Genomic DNA, 14,556 nt, shown 5'->3' with positions numbered 1-14,556 from the left:
ATGTTCCCATGCATTCCGACGCCGACTCGCCAGAATTCCAGGACGAATTCCCAGGCGACCTCCCCGCTCCGCGTATTTCCGATCTCGCCCGGGCCCGCCCGCCCGCGGGGGCCGCGCCCGGCTATCTGGACGGCCTGAATCCCGAGCAGCGCGAGGCGGTCGAGACCACCGAGGGTCCCTTGCTCGTCCTAGCCGGCGCGGGCACTGGCAAAACCCGCGTGCTGACCACGCGCCTGGCCCACATCCTCGCCACCGGCCGCGCCAAGCCGTGGGAGCTGCTGGCGGTCACCTTCACCAACAAGGCCGCGCGCGAGATGCGCGAGCGGATCACCCATATCATCGGCCCGGAAGCCGAGGGCCTGCGGTGGCTGGGCACCTTCCACTCGGTGGCCGCCCAGATCCTGCGCCGCCACGCCGAGCTGATCGGGCTCAAGTCCAATTACACGATCATCGACACCGACGATCAGGAGCGGCTGCTCAAACAGCTGATCGAGGCCGAGAACATCGACGCCAAGCGATGGACCCCGCGGATCCTGTCGCAGATCATCGACGGCTGGAAGAACCGCGGCTGGACGCCCGACCGCGTCCCGACCAGCGAAGCCGGCGAGTTCGCCAACGGCAAGGGCGTCACCCTCTACCGTCAGTACCAGGAGCGCCTGCGCATCCTGAACGCCTGCGACTTCGGCGACCTGCTGCTGCACAATATCAGCCTGTTCACCGGCCATCCCGACGTGCTGGACGAGTTCCAGCGCCGCTTCAAATACGTGATGGTCGACGAGTACCAGGACACCAACGTCGCCCAGTACCTGTGGCTGCGCCTGCTGGCCCAGGGTCGGCAGAACGTCTGCTGCGTCGGCGACGACGACCAGTCGATCTACGGCTGGCGCGGGGCCGAGGTCGACAACATTCTGCGCTTCGAACGCGACTTCCCGGGCGCCAAGGTCGTGCGGCTGGAGTGCAACTACCGCTCGACCGAACACATCCTGGCCGCCGCCTCGGGCCTGATCACCGCCAACAAGGGCCGTCTGGGCAAGACCCTGTGGACCCCATCCAAGGGCGGCGAGAAGGTCAAGGTGTCAGGCGTCTGGGATGGCGAGGCGGAGAGCCGTCTGATCGCCGACGAGATCGAGCGCGCCAGGAAGGCCGGCCGCAAGTACAGCCAGATGGCCATCCTGGTCCGCGCCAGCTTCCAGATGCGCGCGTTCGAAGAGCGCTTCGTGCTGCTGCAGATCCCCTACAAGGTGGTCGGCGGCCCGCGCTTCTTCGAGCGCGCCGAGATCCGCGACGCCCACGCCTATCTGCGCCTGATCCAGTCACCCGACGACGACCTGGCCTTCGAGCGGATCGTCAACACGCCCAAGCGCGGCATCGGCGACACCTCGGTGCAGAAGCTGCTGCAGATCGCCCGCCTGGGCGGAATCTCGACCACCGAGGCGGCCCGGCAGATCATCACCAGCGACGAGCTTCCGGCCCGCACGCGCACGGCGCTCAGCAACTTCATCCGCGACCTCGACCGCTGGCGCTCGATGGTCGGCTCTGTCCACCACCAGCGCCTGTTGGAGACGGTGCTGGAGGAGAGCGGCTATACCGACGCCCTGCGCCTCGACAAGGGTCCGACCAGCCAGACCCGGCTGGAGAACCTGAAGGAACTGGTCCAGTCGATGGGCGCGTTCGATACGCTCGAAGCCTATCTGGAGCACGTGTCGCTGGTCATGGACCTGGACCGCGAGGCCACCGGCGACGCCGTCTGGATCATGACACTGCACTCGGCCAAAGGGCTGGAGTTCCCGCTGGTCTTCCTGCCCGGCTGGGAGGAAGGCGTCTTCCCCAGCCAGCGCAGCATGGACGACAAGGGCGAGAAGGGTCTCGAGGAAGAGCGGCGCCTGGCCTATGTCGGCATTACCCGCGCCCGCGAGGAGGCCCGGATCAGCTTCGTCGCCAACCGGCAGGTCTATGGCCGCTGGACGTCGCAACTGCCCAGCCGCTTCGTCGACGAGCTGCCCATCGCCCACGTCGATGCGGCGTCCGAGACCGGCTATTACGGCGGCGGCCCCGGCATGCAGTCGACGGCCGCCTCGCGCTGGGACGATCCGGGTACGTCCGCCTTCCAGGCCGGCAGCTACGACAGCCCGGGCTGGAAACGGGCCCAGGAGCGGACCTCGGGCTTCGCCGAGCGCGGCGGATCGTGGCGCTCGGGCGGCGTGCGCGCCGGCTCGTCCGCCCGCTCGGCCCCGATCGAGGGCGAAGGCCGGCTGGTCGCCGTCTCGGCGCCGACCAACAGCGCCTATGCGCGCGGCGACCGGGTGTTCCACGTCAAGTTCGGCTACGGCAAGGTCACCGGCGTCGAGGGCAACAAGCTGACCGTCGCCTTCGACAAGGCCGGCGAGAAGAAGGTGATCGACAGCTTCGTCGAGAAGGCCTGATCAGCCTTTCTCCGGCTTCAGCCCGGGCTTGACGCCGTCATGCTCGGGCGGCTTCTCGGCCGGGCGCGGCGTCAGGCTCTCCCACGCGCCGACCGCCGCTAGGACCAGGGTCGACAGGGCCGACAGCGCCAGAGGGCTCAGGCTTAGCGACACGGGGACCAGCGCGACCAAGGCGACAAGACCGGTGATCCGCGCCCGCGACCAGCGACGGAACACCGCCAGCTTGAACAGCAGCGTTCCCAGTAGGAACAGGAACGGCCCGCCGATCACGGCCGCTGCGATCTTGAAATCGGCGTGGCCCAGCGGATGGTGGATCACCCACTCGTCGCCGACCGCCGCCACGATGATCCCGGCGACTGGCAAGAGGTGCGTATAGGTGTAGGCCACGCGGGCGATGGCGCCGGGATCCCTCGCCTCCTCGATCGCCTTGCTGGCGGCCTCGGCGGTCGATGAGAAATAGATCCACCACATCGCCAGGCTGCACAGAAAGGCGCTGGTGAACGCCGCCATCACCGGCGGGTCCCACGGCATGCCCATCACCGTGCTGCCGCTGACGATGATCGACTCGCCCAGGGCGATGATCGTGAACAGGGCGCAGCGCTCGGCCATGTGGCCGCCCTCGACCTTCCACTCCTGGCTCTTGGTGCGTCCGAGGCCCGGGGTCCAGAAGCCGACAGCCGGCGACAGGTACTCGATGCCCAGCGCCAGGCCCCAGACGGCCAGGCGAGCCTCGCCCTGCACGAACGCGCCGGCGATCCAGAAGACGGCGGCGAAGACCAGCCAGGCCAGAATGCGGGCGAAGTTGGCGCGGTGCTGCGGCGCGCGCCAGGCGCTCCACAGGAAGAAGGCCGTGCGGCCAACTTGGATGATCACGTGCCCGGCCGCGAAAGCCAGGCCCCGCTCGCCGAAGGCGTCGGGGATGGCCGCGGCCAGCACCAGGGCCGCGGCCATCATCACGAACAGCATAAGCCGGACCGGACCGCGCTCGGGGTCCAGCCAGTTGGTGGCCCAGGCCGTGTAGATCCACGACCACCACACCGCCAGCAGCAGCAGGGTCGCGTGGATCAGGCCGGGACCATCGGGATGGCGCAGCACCGCGTGCGACAGCTGGGTGACCGCGAACACGAACACCAGGTCGAAGAACAGCTCCGCATAGGTCACGCGGGCGTGTTCGGCGGCGTTGCGTTCCCGCAGGAGCGGCGTCTTGGTGTCGGCCATGTCTCTCTTGACCACAGTCAAGACGCCGAAACTAGCCTCGCAAGGGTCGCTCCCGAAACCAACAGCCGGTTCGCGCGCTCTAGCGACATGGAACGCCTGGACCTGATCCTCGATCGCCTGAAGGCCTTCGCCCTCACCCGCCCCGTGGCCTATGGCGCGCCGTCGTTCGCGGCCGCCGGCCTGCTGGCGGGTCTCTTCATGCAGACGGGCCCACAGGACGGACCCTACGTCCCCGAGATGGAGCGCGTCGAACGCCCCGTGATGGCCGAGGCCGAGCCGATCGCCTGGCCGACCGGCAAGGTCCCGGACTACGTGATCGGCACGGACTCGCTGAAGCCAGCCCGCGCCCCGCAGCCAGCGGTCCAGTACGCGGACTACGAGCCGCCGCCCGCGCCGGAGCCGCCGCCCTATGTCCCGGTCGAGCACGGCCCCGCAGCCCCGCCGCCTTCGGCCGACGAGACGCGCTGGGCCTCGGCGCAGGGCGATATTCTGGATGTCTCCCTGCCCGAGGACGCGCCCCGCGCGCCGACCCCGACGGTCCTCGCCGGCATTAATCCGTAGCGCTGAAGGCTCGCTTTTCGGCGGCTTTGCCGCTAACGGAGCGGCATGACCGACTATACGCCCCAGCAGATCGTCGCCCGCGGCGCGCGCGCCGACGCCGAGACCGCCGCCGACGCCATCGACAACCATCCCGGCCTGGAAGGCGCGACCTACTCGATCCTGGAAGAGGACGAGGACAAGAACGTCTGGCGCATCGACGCCTTCCCCACCACCCAGGAGGAAGACGATGGCCTGATGGCGCTGCTGGCCGACTACGACCTGAAGGTCACGCGCGACACCTTGGCCGACGCCGATTGGCTGGCCATGGCGCTGTCGGGCCTGCCGCCGGTGCGCGCCGGCCGCTTCTTCGTCTACGGCATGCACGACCGCGGCCGCTTGCCGGCCAGCACGGTCAACCTGCGCATCGAGGCCGGCGCGGCCTTCGGCACCGGCCATCACGGCACCACCGTCGGCTGCCTGCAGGCCTATGACCGCCTGATCAAGGCGCGCAAGTTCAACAAGGTGCTGGACGTCGGCGCCGGCACGGGCCTCCTGGCCATCGCCGCCGCGCGCACGGGCACGAAGCTCGCCGTCGGCACCGACATCGACAAGCCGTCCGTGCGCATCGCCAAGGAAAACGCCCAGGTGAACCGCGCCAACGCGCGCTTCGTCCACGCCTCGGGCCTGGGTCACCGCCTTGTCGCCGAGAACGCGCCCTACGACCTGGTCTTCGCCAACATCCTGGCCCGCCCGCTGATCAGCCTGGCCCAGGACATCAAGCGCGCCCTGGTCCCCGGCGGCACGGTCATCCTGTCGGGCCTGCTGCGCACCCAGGAACGGATGGTCAAGGCCGCCTACCTGTCGCGCGGCTTCAAGGTGAAGAGCCGCATCCACCGCGACGCCTGGGCGACGCTGGTGTTGCAGCGGCCGTAAGAGCGGAGCCCCAGCGCCGCTCTACGCAATGGGGTCAGGCGATGTCCTGCACCTTGCCGTCGAGGGACATCAGGCCCAGCTCCACCTCGAGATGCTCATGCCGACGCTTGATTTCCGCGCGCAGGGCCTGGAGCTGCTGGGTATGGGCCGCCAGTTCCTTGTCGGGCGTATCGACCGCCTCCGGGCCGAGGATCACCTTGTAGGCCCCGCAGTCGCGGTGATCGAGCACCATGACCTTGTGGATCGAATGCAGGGTGATGGCGACGTCCAGATGGCTCCAGAAGGTCGGGCCCCAGCTGGGATACCGGTCGGTCAGGGCCCCCAGCGAGGCGCCGGCCAGGACGACATGGTCGTATTTGTCGCGCAGCCCGCGCCCATCCATGTAGGCGACCGTATCGTCGGTCAGACGATAGTCCATGCAGGTCAGCAGCAGCATGTCGGTATGACCGCGCGCTCGGGCCACGCCCGGCGCCAGGGTCGACAGCAGGCTGACGCCGCCGCCCAGGGCGATCAGACCGAACGCTTCCCGGCGCGACAGGCCGGTGATCTTGGGAGAACAGCAGGTCTTCATCGTGGTCCCTCCGCGAGCTAGGCCGGCACAGTTTCACTCCCCCGCAAGCGTGACCATGTGACGTCGAGCCGCACGAAACCCCACGAACCCTCATCCTGGTCGAGCGACGACTTGGCGTTTGGGCGGCCAGACTCTAAATCCGTGGGATGCGCCAGACCTTCGACGAATCCACCGATCCCTCCTTCGGCCCCAAGCACGTCCCGCTGATCCGCCAGGCCATGGCGGCCCAGGGGCTGGACGGCTTCCTCGTGCCGCACGAGGACGAGCACCAGAACGAATACCTGCCCGCCGCCAACGACCGCCTGGCCTGGGCCAGCGGCTTCACGGGCTCGGCAGGGGCCGGCGTGATCCTGAAAGATCGCGCCGCCGTGTTCGTCGACGGCCGCTACACCTTGCAAGTCCGCGAACAGGTCGATCAGGGCGTGTTCGAGATCTGCGACCTCGTCGAGGGCGGCGTGCCCGCCTATCTCGAAACCGTCTCTAAGGGCGCGGTGATCGGCTACGACGCCCGCCTGCACAGCCCGGCCGCGCTGGAAACCCTGAAGGCCGCCGCCGCCCGCGCCGGCGCGACGCTGAAGCCCGTCGCCGCCAACCCGCTCGACCAGGCCTGGGGCGAGGCGCGTCCCGCCCAGCCGATGGCCCCGATCGTTCCGCAGCCGATCGAGTACGCCGGCGAGGAGTCCAACGCCAAGCGCGCCCGCGTCGGCGCCTCGGTGGCCGCCCTGGGCGCCGAGGCGGCGGTGATCACCGCGCCGGCCTCGATCGCCTGGCTGTTCAACGTGCGCGGCGGCGACGTCATCCGCTCGCCCCTTCCCCTGTCGCAGGCTATCCTGAACGCCGACGGCACGGCGCGCCTGTTCATCGAGCCGGCCAAGGTCACGCCCGACCTGCCCGCGTGGCTGGGCAATCAGGTCTCGCTGGAAACGCCGGACCGCCTGGCCGAGGCGCTGGGCGATCTGTCCGGCAAGAGCGTGGTCGTCGATCCGGCCCAGTCCTCGGCCTGGTATTTCGACACCCTGGCCGCCGCCGGCGCCAAGATTGTCCGGGCCATGGATCCCTGCACCCTGCCCCGCGCCTGCAAGAACGCGGTCGAGCTGGATGGCGCGCGCGAGGCGCACCGCCGCGACGGCGCGGCCCTGACGCGGTTCCTGCACTGGCTGGCGACCGAGGGCCAGGTCAATCCGCCCGACGAAAAGGAAGCGGTCGCCAAGCTGGAAGCCTTCCGCGAGGCCACGGGCGTGCTGAAGGACCTTTCGTTCGACACCATCGGCGCGGCCAACGGCCATGGCGCCCTGCCCCACTACCGTCCGACCGAGCGGTCCAACGAGCGCGCCAAGATGGGCTCGCTGCTGCTGGTCGACAGCGGCGGCCAGTACCTGGACGGCACCACCGACGTGACCCGCACCGTGGCGATCGGCGAGCCGTCGGCCGAGATGGTCCAGCGCAACACGCTCGTCCTGAAGGGGCACCTGGCCATCGCCCGCCTGCGCTTCCCGGCCGGCACCACCGGCTCGGCGATCGACGCCTTCGCCCGCGCGGCGCTGTGGGCCCACGGCCTGGACTACGACCACGGCACCGGCCACGGCGTCGGCGTCTATCTGGGCGTCCACGAGGGCCCGCAGCGAATCTCCAAGGCGCCCAACACCATCGCCCTGCAGCCCGGCATGATCGTCTCGAACGAGCCCGGCTACTACAAGGACGGCGAATACGGCATCCGCATCGAGAACCTGGAGGTCGTCATGCCGGCCGAGGACGTGCCGGGCGGCGAGCGGCCCATGCACCGCTTCGAGGCCCTGACCCTGGCGCCGATCGACCGCCGCCTGATCGACAAGTCGCTGCTGACGCCCGAGGAGATCGCCCAGTTCGACGCCTATCATGCGCGCGTGCTGCGCGAGATCGGGCCTCGGGTGGAGCCGGAGGTTCGGGCCTGGATGGAACAGGCCTGCGCGCCGCTCTAGGCGTCGAAAATCCTCTCCCTAGCGGGAGAGGTGTCGGCCCAAAGGGACGACGGAGAGGGAAGCGTCGAGCTCGGCGGCGCTTCCCCATCCGGTCCTTCGGACCACCTCCCCCGCTAGGGGGAGGATTTTGACGATCCTTACTTCAACCGCGTCCAGACCTGGGTCTTGCAGAAGGGCGCGACGATGCAGCCCTTCAGCTTCAGCTGGTTCTCGCCGATCAGCTCGATGGTCCCCGAATAGGTGCCGCCGTCGTCGGGGTTATAGACCTTGCCGTCCGTCCACTTCGTCGGACCGCCCGTGAAGTCGTACAGCATCTGCAGGTTCTTCAGCGTGCGAACCCGCTGGGACTGATCCTTGTTCTTGACGTCCTTCAGGGCGGGATTCTCGCGGATGTGGTTGGAGTTCACCAGCTTGCCGCACAGGCTGTTGCCGCAGTGGGAAATCTCGACCTGACCGCCATTGGTCGGGGTCTGCCAGAGGCCGACGACGTCGGCGGCGAAAGCCGGAGTCGCCAACAAGCCGAGGGCGGCGGCGGCGATCATCGTGGTGCGGAACATCAATTACTCCCTGGGTCGCGCTTCAAATGCGCGTTTGATCGCTTGGTTGCGCGATCTCGTCCCTCGGGACAAGGGCTGACACGAAAAGGAGGCAGGATTTCGAAAATCCGATCAGCTTCCGACCAGGGCCAGCCACTCGTCTTCGGTCATGACCTGGATGCCCAGCTCGGACGCCGTCTTCAGCTTGGAGCCCGCGCCAGGCCCGGCGACGACCAGATCGGTCTTCTTCGACACCGATGAGGCGACCTTGGCGCCCAGTCCCTCGGCCTGGGCCTTGGCCTCGTCGCGGGTCATCTTCTCCAGCGTGCCGGTGAAGACGATGGTCTTGCCGGCCACGGCGGTGTCGGTCTTCGGCTTCTCGACCGGCTGGATATCCAGCTCGGCGACCAGGTTGGCGACCTTTTGACGATTGTGGTCTTCGGCGAAGAAGCGCGCCAGCGACTGCGCCGCGACGGGGCCGACACCGTCGATGGCGGCCAGATTCAAATAGTCGTCGCCTGGAGCCCCGGCGGCGGCGGCGGCCAGGCCCTCGGCGAAGGCGTCCCAGGTCCCGTAGCGTTGGGCCAGAGCCGCGCGGGCGGGCTTGGTCAGTTTGGGGACGGCGTGGCCGATCTTGATTTCGAGGTCGTCGGTCTGCGGCCAAGGATCGGCTTTCAGGCCGCCTCGCCCCGCCTCGACCAGCGTATCCAGCGCCTTAGGTCCGACGCCGGGCGCGGTGGAGAGCTCCAGATAGGTCTCGCCCGGCAGGCCTCCGGCCGCCTTCTCCGCCGCGTGCCGCAGGTCCTCGAACCGATCGAAGTTGCGCGCCAGCACCATCGAGGTGGTCTCGCCGATGTCGCGCGCGCCCAGGCCGTAGATCATCCGATCCATGCTGATCGTGCGCCGAGCCTCGATGCCGCGCACGAGATTGGCGACCGAAGTCTCGCCATAGCCCTCCCGCTCGCGCAGGGCGGCCAGCTTTTCCTCGTCACGCGCCAGCTTGAAGATGTCGGCCGGCTCGGTGATCCAGCCCTCGTCGAAGAAGGCCTGCAGCTGCTTCTCGCCCAGGCCCTCGATGTCGAAGGCCCGGCGTGACACGAAGTGGCGCAGGTGCTCGACGCGCTGGAACGGACAGGCGAACTCGCCCGTGCAGCGGCGCACCACTGATTCCTGGCCCGAGGCGTTGACCTCGCGCGCCAACGGCGTCTCCAGCGGACACGGGCAGACATGCGGAAAGACATAGGGCGCCGGCGCGGGATCGGGCCGCGCGTCCAACGCCACCTCGACGATCTGCGGGATCACGTCGCCGGCGCGCTGCACAACGACCGTGTCGCCGATCCGCGCGTCGAGGCGCTCGATCTCATCGCCATTGTGCAGGGTGGCGTTGGTCACCACCACGCCGCCGACGGTCACCGGTTTCAGCCGCGCCACCGGCGTGATGGCGCCGGTGCGGCCGACCTGCAGGTCGATGGCCTCGAGCACCGTGCGGGCCTTCTGGGCGGGGAACTTGCGGGCGATCGCCCAGCGGGGCGAGCGCGAGACGAAGCCCAGGCGGCGCTGAAGCTCCAGATCGTCGACCTTGTAGACGACGCCGTCGATGTCGAAGTTCAGGGTCGGCCGCAGCGCCTCAAACTCGGCGTAAACGTCGAGCAGGCCTTGGGCGTTCTCGACGCGACGCGCGGGCGGCGCCGTGGTCACGAAGCCCCACGACCGCAGGGTCTCCAGCGCCTCCCACTGGCCGTCCGCGAACGGCTCCGACACCAGGCCCCAGGCATAGCCGAAGAACCGCAGCGGCCGCTGGGCGCTGATGGTCGGATCGATCTGGCGCAGCGAGCCGGCCGCGAAGTTGCGCGGATTGGCGTAGGTCCGCTGCCCGGAGGCCTCGGCGGCGGCGTTGAAGGCGGCGAAGGCCTCCAGCTCGACATAGACCTCGCCGCGCACCTCGATGACGTCCGGCCAGCCCGAGCCCTTCAGGCGGTGCGGGATGTCGGCGATGGTGCGGAGATTGGCGGTGACGTCCTCGCCGGTCTGGCCGTCGCCCCGCGTCGCGCCCCGGACCAGCACGCCTTTCTCGTAGCGCAGCGAGGCCGACAGGCCGTCGATCTTGGGCTCGGCCGTGTAGGCCAGGGTCTCGCTGGGCGACAGGCGCAGGAAGCGGCGGACGCGGGCGTCGAATTCCTCGGCTTCCTCGTTGGAGAAGGCGTTGTCGAGGCTGAGCATCGGCACGCCGTGGCGCACCGGCGCGAACTGCTCGGCCCGCGCCGCGCCGACGCGCATGGACGGGGAATTTTCGCGCACCAGATGCGGGAAGCGAGTCTCGATATCCAGGTTCCGCCGCTTCAGCGCGTCGTACTCGGCGTCGCTGATTATCGGGTTGTCCTGCTGGTGATAGGCGATGTCGTGGGCGGCCAGCGTGTCGGCCAGACGCTCCAGTTCCTCGACGGCCTGGGCTTCGGTGAGGTCGGCGACAGGGATCAGGGACACGGCGGCGAATCCGGAAGGACGGGAACGAGGCGGGACGTTAGCAACCTCCCCCTGACGGTGGGAGTCAGCGATCGGCCTAAGCCATCAACGCTCGAGCCGCCGCCCGCGCCGCCTCGGTGACCTCGGCGCCCGACAGCATGCGGGCGATCTCTTCCTCGCGCTGGGTGGGCGTCAGGGGTTCGACCTTGGTGCGGGTCGAGGTCTCGTCGCCGGACTTGGAGATCCGCCAGTGGGCGTCGGCGCGGGCCGCGACCTGGGCCGAGTGGGTGACGACCAGCACCTGGGCGTTCTGGGCCAGGCGCTTCAGGCGCAGCCCCACCGCGTCGGCCACGGCCCCGCCGACGCCCTGGTCGACCTCGTCGAAGATCATCAGCGGCTGCGGACCGCCGCCGCGTCCGGCCAACGCCGCCTTCAGCGCCAAAGCAAAGCGCGCCAGCTCGCCGCCCGAGGCGATCGCCTCCATCGGACCGAACGGCGCGCCGGGATTGGTCGAGATCTCGAAGGCGACCCGATCGAGGCCCGTGGGGCCGGCGCGGTCCTCCGCCAGCGGCTCCAGCGCCACGCGGAACTTGGCCTTCTCCAGCTTCAGCGGCGCCAGCTCGGCCTCGACCGCAACGGCAAGGGCGTCGCCGGCGGCGCGGCGCTCGGCCGACAGCGCTTCGGCGGCGTAGAGATAGGCCTCGCGGGCCTCGGCGGCCTCCTTGTCGGCGGCCTTCAGGGCGTCCTCGGAGGTCTCGATCGCCTGCAGGCGGGCCGCGAATTCGGCGCGCTTGGCTGGCAAGTCCTCGACGAGGACGTTCAGCTTGCGGGCCATGCCGCGCAGGGCGAACAGCCGCTCCTCGGCCTTTTCCAAGCGATCGGGTTCGAACTCGAAAGATTCAGCGACCGCATCGATGGCGGCGCTGGCCTCTTGCGCCTCGACGATGGCGCGATCGACGGCCTCGCAAGCGGCCGAGAGCCGGGTCATGGCGACGCCATCGGCGGGGGCGCCAGCCTGCAGAGCCCGATCGCGGGCGCGTTCGAGCGCGCGATAGGCCTGGGCCAGCTTGCCCGACAGGCTATCGCCGCCGAGGGCGTCCTGAGCGGCGGCGATGTCGGTGATGGCCTTTTCAGCCGAGCTCAGCAGCGCCCGCTCTTCCGCCAACGCCGTCTCCTCGCCCTCGCGCGGGTCAAGGCGATCCAGCTCGGACAGGCGAAGCGTCAGTTCCTCGGTCTCGGCGGCGGCGCGGCCGGCGAGGTCTCGCAAGGCCTCGGCCTTGTCCCGCGCCGCGCGCCAGGCGCTCCAGGCCGAGGCGACCGCCGAGGCGGACACCCCGCCAAACGCGTCGAGCAGACCGCGGTGGGTCTTGGGATCCAGCAGGCCCACCGTCTCGTGCTGGCCGTGGACCTCCAGCAGAAGGCCGCCCAGATCCTTGAGCACGCCGACGCTGGTGGCCTGGTCGTTGACGAAGGCGCGCGAGCGGCCGTCGGGCGACAGCTGGCGGCGCAGGACCAGGTCCTCGTCGCGGGCGTAGTCCAGGCCCTTGTCGTCGAGATAGGCGAAGGCGGGATGGTCGGCCGGCAGGGCGAAGATGGCGGTGGCCGAGGCGTGGCCGGCGGCCCCTCGCCTGACCAGGCCCGCGTCGGCGCGCGCGCCGGTCGCCAATCCGAGGGCGTCCAGAATGATCGACTTGCCCGCGCCGGTTTCACCGGTCAGCGCGGTCAGGCCCTCGCCGATGGCGAGGTCCAGGCTCTCGATGAGCACGACGTCACGGATGGATAGGCCGATCAGCATGACGCGCAGGATCGCCGGGAATCAGAGTTTTTCAAAGCGCCAAGGCGGAACGAAACGGGATCGGGCTCCGATCCCGTCGCGATCACATGCCGAGCACGCCCATCAGGCCGCCCTTCTTGGACTTCTTCGCGCCTGGCGGGGCCAGGGTCGCGTCCTTGTCCTTGGACAGCAGGCGCTCGAGCGCGTTGCGCTTGGCGCCGGCCTTCAGCGGCTCGACAGCGGGCTTCAGGCCATTGTCGTTCAGCAGCTTGTAGGCGTCGGCGTACCAGCGGTCGCCCGGGAAGTTGTAGCCGAGAACCGCGCCGTTGCGCTTGGCTTCGTCCATCAGGCCCAGGGTCAGATAGGCTTCGACCAGGCGATACAGCGCCTCGGGCGTGTGCGAGGTGGTCTGGTGGCGCTCGATCACGGTCTTGAAGCGGCCAATGGCGGCCAGGGTCTGGCCGTTCTTCAGGTAATAGCGACCGATCGCCATTTCCTTGCCGGCCAGCTGGTCGTTGACCATGTCGATCTTCAGGCGCGCGTCGGTCGCGTACTCGCTGTTCGGATAGCGCTGAACGACGTCGCGCAGCGCGGCGAGCGCCTGTTCCGTGGCGGCCTGGTCGCGGTTCACGTCGACGATCTGCTCGAAGTAGCAGATGGACTTCAGATAGTAGGCGTAGCTGGCCGACGGATTGCCCGGATACAGCGAGATGAACCGGTCGGCGTCGCCGATGGCGTCATTGTAGTTGTTGCCCATGTAGTGGGCGTAGCCGGTCATCAGAATCGAACGGCGCGACCATTCCGAATAGGGGTGCTGGCGCTCGACTTCGCGGAAATAGTCGACGGCCTCGTTCCAATTGCCGCGGTCCAGGCGGTTCGCGCCGGTGGCGTACAGCAGTTCGACGGGGCGCTCTTCGTAGGCGAGGGTCGGCTTCTTGGACTTGCCGGCGCAGCCCGCCACCGACACGGCGACGAGAACAGCGGCGATAGTGACGGCCGAACGTCCCGAGAAATTACGAAGCACGGAGTCTCTCACCCTCGAAGCAAACGTGCGCCCCTGCGCCGTGCAAGGCTTCTACACCACGCCACGGAAGGCGCAAATGCGAAGGCCGAGCCCCGACTTCCCGAGACGCTCTTAAACCGCCTGAGCCAGTTCCGACGCGAGGGCGCGCAGGCGCCAGGCGCGCGGCTGGGACAGCAACGCCCGAACCACGGCGTTATTGAGGCCATGACCGGCCAGAACGCCTTCGAAACGGCCGAGGATCGGCTTGCCCAGCACATAAAGGTCGCCGATGGCGTCCAGCGCCTTGTGGCGAACGAACTCATCCTTGCGGCGGAGGCCTTCGGGATTGAGCACGCGGTCGCCGTCAATCACGACGGCGTTTTCCATCGAGCCGCCGCGGGCCAGACCGATCGCGCGCAGGGCTTCGACGTCGCGCACGAAGCCGAAGGTGCGGCAGTTCGACAGTTCCGAGCGGAACGATTCTTCGTCGATCGCTAGGTCAACGGCCTGGCGGCCAATGGCCTTGCTGCCGAAGGCGATCTCGAACGCGACCTCGAATCGGTCGGCGGGCAGCAGCGCGGCGCGCTTGTCGCCCTCCTCGACCAGAATCGGCGCGAGAATCTCGATGTACTGGCGGACGGCTTCCTGCTTGCGGCGGCCGGCGCGGTCCAGGATCTGGACGAAGGGCTCGGACGAGCCGTCCATGATCGGCACTTCCGGGCCGTCCAGCTCGACGACGCAGTTGTCGATCGACAGGGCCGCCAGGGCCGCCATCAGGTGCTCGATGGTCGAGACGCGGACGTCGTCGGCGTTGCCGATCACCGTGCCCAGTTGCGTCTGGCACACCGCGTCGGCGGTGGCGGGGACGCGGTTGTCGCGGTCATGCACATCGGTCCGCACAAAGACGATCCCCGCGTCGGGAGCCGCCGGACGCACCACGACGCGCACGTGCGCGCCCGTGTGCAGGCCGATCCCCGCGAAGATCACCGGTCCCGCGACCGTGTGCTGAAAATAACCCGAAGCCGACACTAGAGACCCTTATTGCTAGACGGACGAACCAAGGTTCGCCGTTTTCGCCCCGGATTAGCATGTAGGAGTGATGCTGCGTCGCGGCAAAGCAAGTCCTGTTTCGGATTG

At 68.8% G+C, this 14,556-nt stretch carries 11 protein-coding genes; 4 read left to right on the top strand and 7 right to left on the bottom strand.

Annotated features, from left to right (window positions below; translation table 11 throughout):
• Positions 1-8: 8 nt before the first annotated feature.
• Positions 9-2,423: an ATP-dependent helicase gene (locus CSW60_RS19730; RefSeq protein ID WP_099538863.1), complete on the top strand. Its 2,415-nt coding sequence runs from the start codon at positions 9-11 to the stop codon at positions 2,421-2,423.
• Here the strand turns inward: CSW60_RS19730 and CSW60_RS19725 are convergent, their stop codons facing one another.
• Positions 2,424-3,641 (bottom strand): low temperature requirement protein A, encoded by a 1,218-nt coding sequence (locus CSW60_RS19725; RefSeq protein WP_099538862.1) that lies wholly within the window; start codon positions 3,639-3,641, stop codon positions 2,424-2,426.
• 87 nt (positions 3,642-3,728) lie between these two features.
• Here CSW60_RS19725 and CSW60_RS19720 point away from each other — a divergent pair, with 87 nt between their 5' ends.
• Together CSW60_RS19720 and CSW60_RS19715 are read left to right on the top strand one after the other, a co-directional pair.
• Entirely contained in the window at positions 3,729-4,202 is a 474-nt protein-coding gene (locus CSW60_RS19720; RefSeq protein WP_099538861.1) for a hypothetical protein, read from the top strand.
• Between the two features lie 45 nt (positions 4,203-4,247).
• Complete coding sequence (locus CSW60_RS19715; RefSeq protein ID WP_099538860.1) at positions 4,248-5,114, top strand: 50S ribosomal protein L11 methyltransferase; 867 nt, start codon at positions 4,248-4,250, stop codon at positions 5,112-5,114.
• A gap of 34 nt (positions 5,115-5,148) precedes the next feature.
• On the opposite strand, the gene CSW60_RS19710 is transcribed toward CSW60_RS19715, so the two are convergent.
• Positions 5,149-5,685 carry a carbonic anhydrase gene (locus CSW60_RS19710; protein ID WP_099538859.1) on the bottom strand — a complete coding sequence of 179 codons (537 nt, stop codon included), beginning with the start codon at positions 5,683-5,685 and terminating at the stop codon, positions 5,149-5,151.
• A gap of 146 nt (positions 5,686-5,831) precedes the next feature.
• On the opposite strand from CSW60_RS19710, the gene CSW60_RS19705 reads away from it, so the two are divergent.
• Positions 5,832-7,643, top strand: coding sequence for an aminopeptidase P family protein (locus CSW60_RS19705; protein ID WP_099538858.1), 1,812 nt, complete (start codon positions 5,832-5,834; stop codon positions 7,641-7,643).
• Positions 7,644-7,780: 137 nt separating this feature from the next.
• Here the strand turns inward: CSW60_RS19705 and CSW60_RS19700 are convergent, their stop codons facing one another.
• From CSW60_RS19700 to lpxC, 5 genes are all read right to left on the bottom strand, one after another.
• Entirely contained in the window at positions 7,781-8,200 is a 420-nt protein-coding gene (locus CSW60_RS19700; protein ID WP_099538857.1) for a DUF2147 domain-containing protein, read from the bottom strand.
• Between the two features lie 111 nt (positions 8,201-8,311).
• A complete protein-coding gene (gene ligA, locus CSW60_RS19695; protein WP_099538856.1) occupies positions 8,312-10,663 on the bottom strand; it encodes an NAD-dependent DNA ligase LigA in 2,352 nt (783 codons plus the stop codon).
• A gap of 76 nt (positions 10,664-10,739) precedes the next feature.
• Positions 10,740-12,437: a DNA repair protein RecN gene (recN, locus tag CSW60_RS19690; RefSeq protein ID WP_099538855.1), complete on the bottom strand. Its 1,698-nt coding sequence runs from the start codon at positions 12,435-12,437 to the stop codon at positions 10,740-10,742.
• Positions 12,438-12,519: 82 nt separating this feature from the next.
• A complete protein-coding gene (locus CSW60_RS19685; protein WP_099538854.1) occupies positions 12,520-13,452 on the bottom strand; it encodes an outer membrane protein assembly factor BamD in 933 nt (310 codons plus the stop codon).
• A 99-nt stretch (positions 13,453-13,551) separates the two neighbouring features.
• Positions 13,552-14,448 carry a UDP-3-O-acyl-N-acetylglucosamine deacetylase gene (gene lpxC / locus CSW60_RS19680; protein WP_099538853.1) on the bottom strand — a complete coding sequence of 299 codons (897 nt, stop codon included), beginning with the start codon at positions 14,446-14,448 and terminating at the stop codon, positions 13,552-13,554.
• Positions 14,449-14,556 lie beyond the last annotated feature (108 nt).

It is taken from the genome of Caulobacter sp. X, assembly GCF_002742635.1.
Taxonomy (GTDB): Bacteria; Pseudomonadota; Alphaproteobacteria; order Caulobacterales; family Caulobacteraceae; genus Caulobacter.
Note: the sequence above shows the minus strand (reverse complement) of the source record. Positions and strands in the feature narration are given on the sequence as shown.

Coding starts and splice junctions, on each gene's coding strand:
- CSW60_RS19730 (WP_099538863.1), top strand. CDS start 9: ATGCATTCCGACGCCGACTCGCCAGAATTCCAGGACGAATTCCCAGGC.
- CSW60_RS19725 (WP_099538862.1), bottom strand. CDS start 3,641: ATGGCCGACACCAAGACGCCGCTCCTGCGGGAACGCAACGCCGCCGAA.
- CSW60_RS19720 (WP_099538861.1), top strand. CDS start 3,729: ATGGAACGCCTGGACCTGATCCTCGATCGCCTGAAGGCCTTCGCCCTC.
- CSW60_RS19715 (WP_099538860.1), top strand. CDS start 4,248: ATGACCGACTATACGCCCCAGCAGATCGTCGCCCGCGGCGCGCGCGCC.
- CSW60_RS19710 (WP_099538859.1), bottom strand. CDS start 5,685: ATGAAGACCTGCTGTTCTCCCAAGATCACCGGCCTGTCGCGCCGGGAA.
- CSW60_RS19705 (WP_099538858.1), top strand. CDS start 5,832: ATGCGCCAGACCTTCGACGAATCCACCGATCCCTCCTTCGGCCCCAAG.
- CSW60_RS19700 (WP_099538857.1), bottom strand. CDS start 8,200: ATGTTCCGCACCACGATGATCGCCGCCGCCGCCCTCGGCTTGTTGGCG.
- recN (WP_099538855.1), bottom strand. CDS start 12,437: ATGCTGATCGGCCTATCCATCCGTGACGTCGTGCTCATCGAGAGCCTG.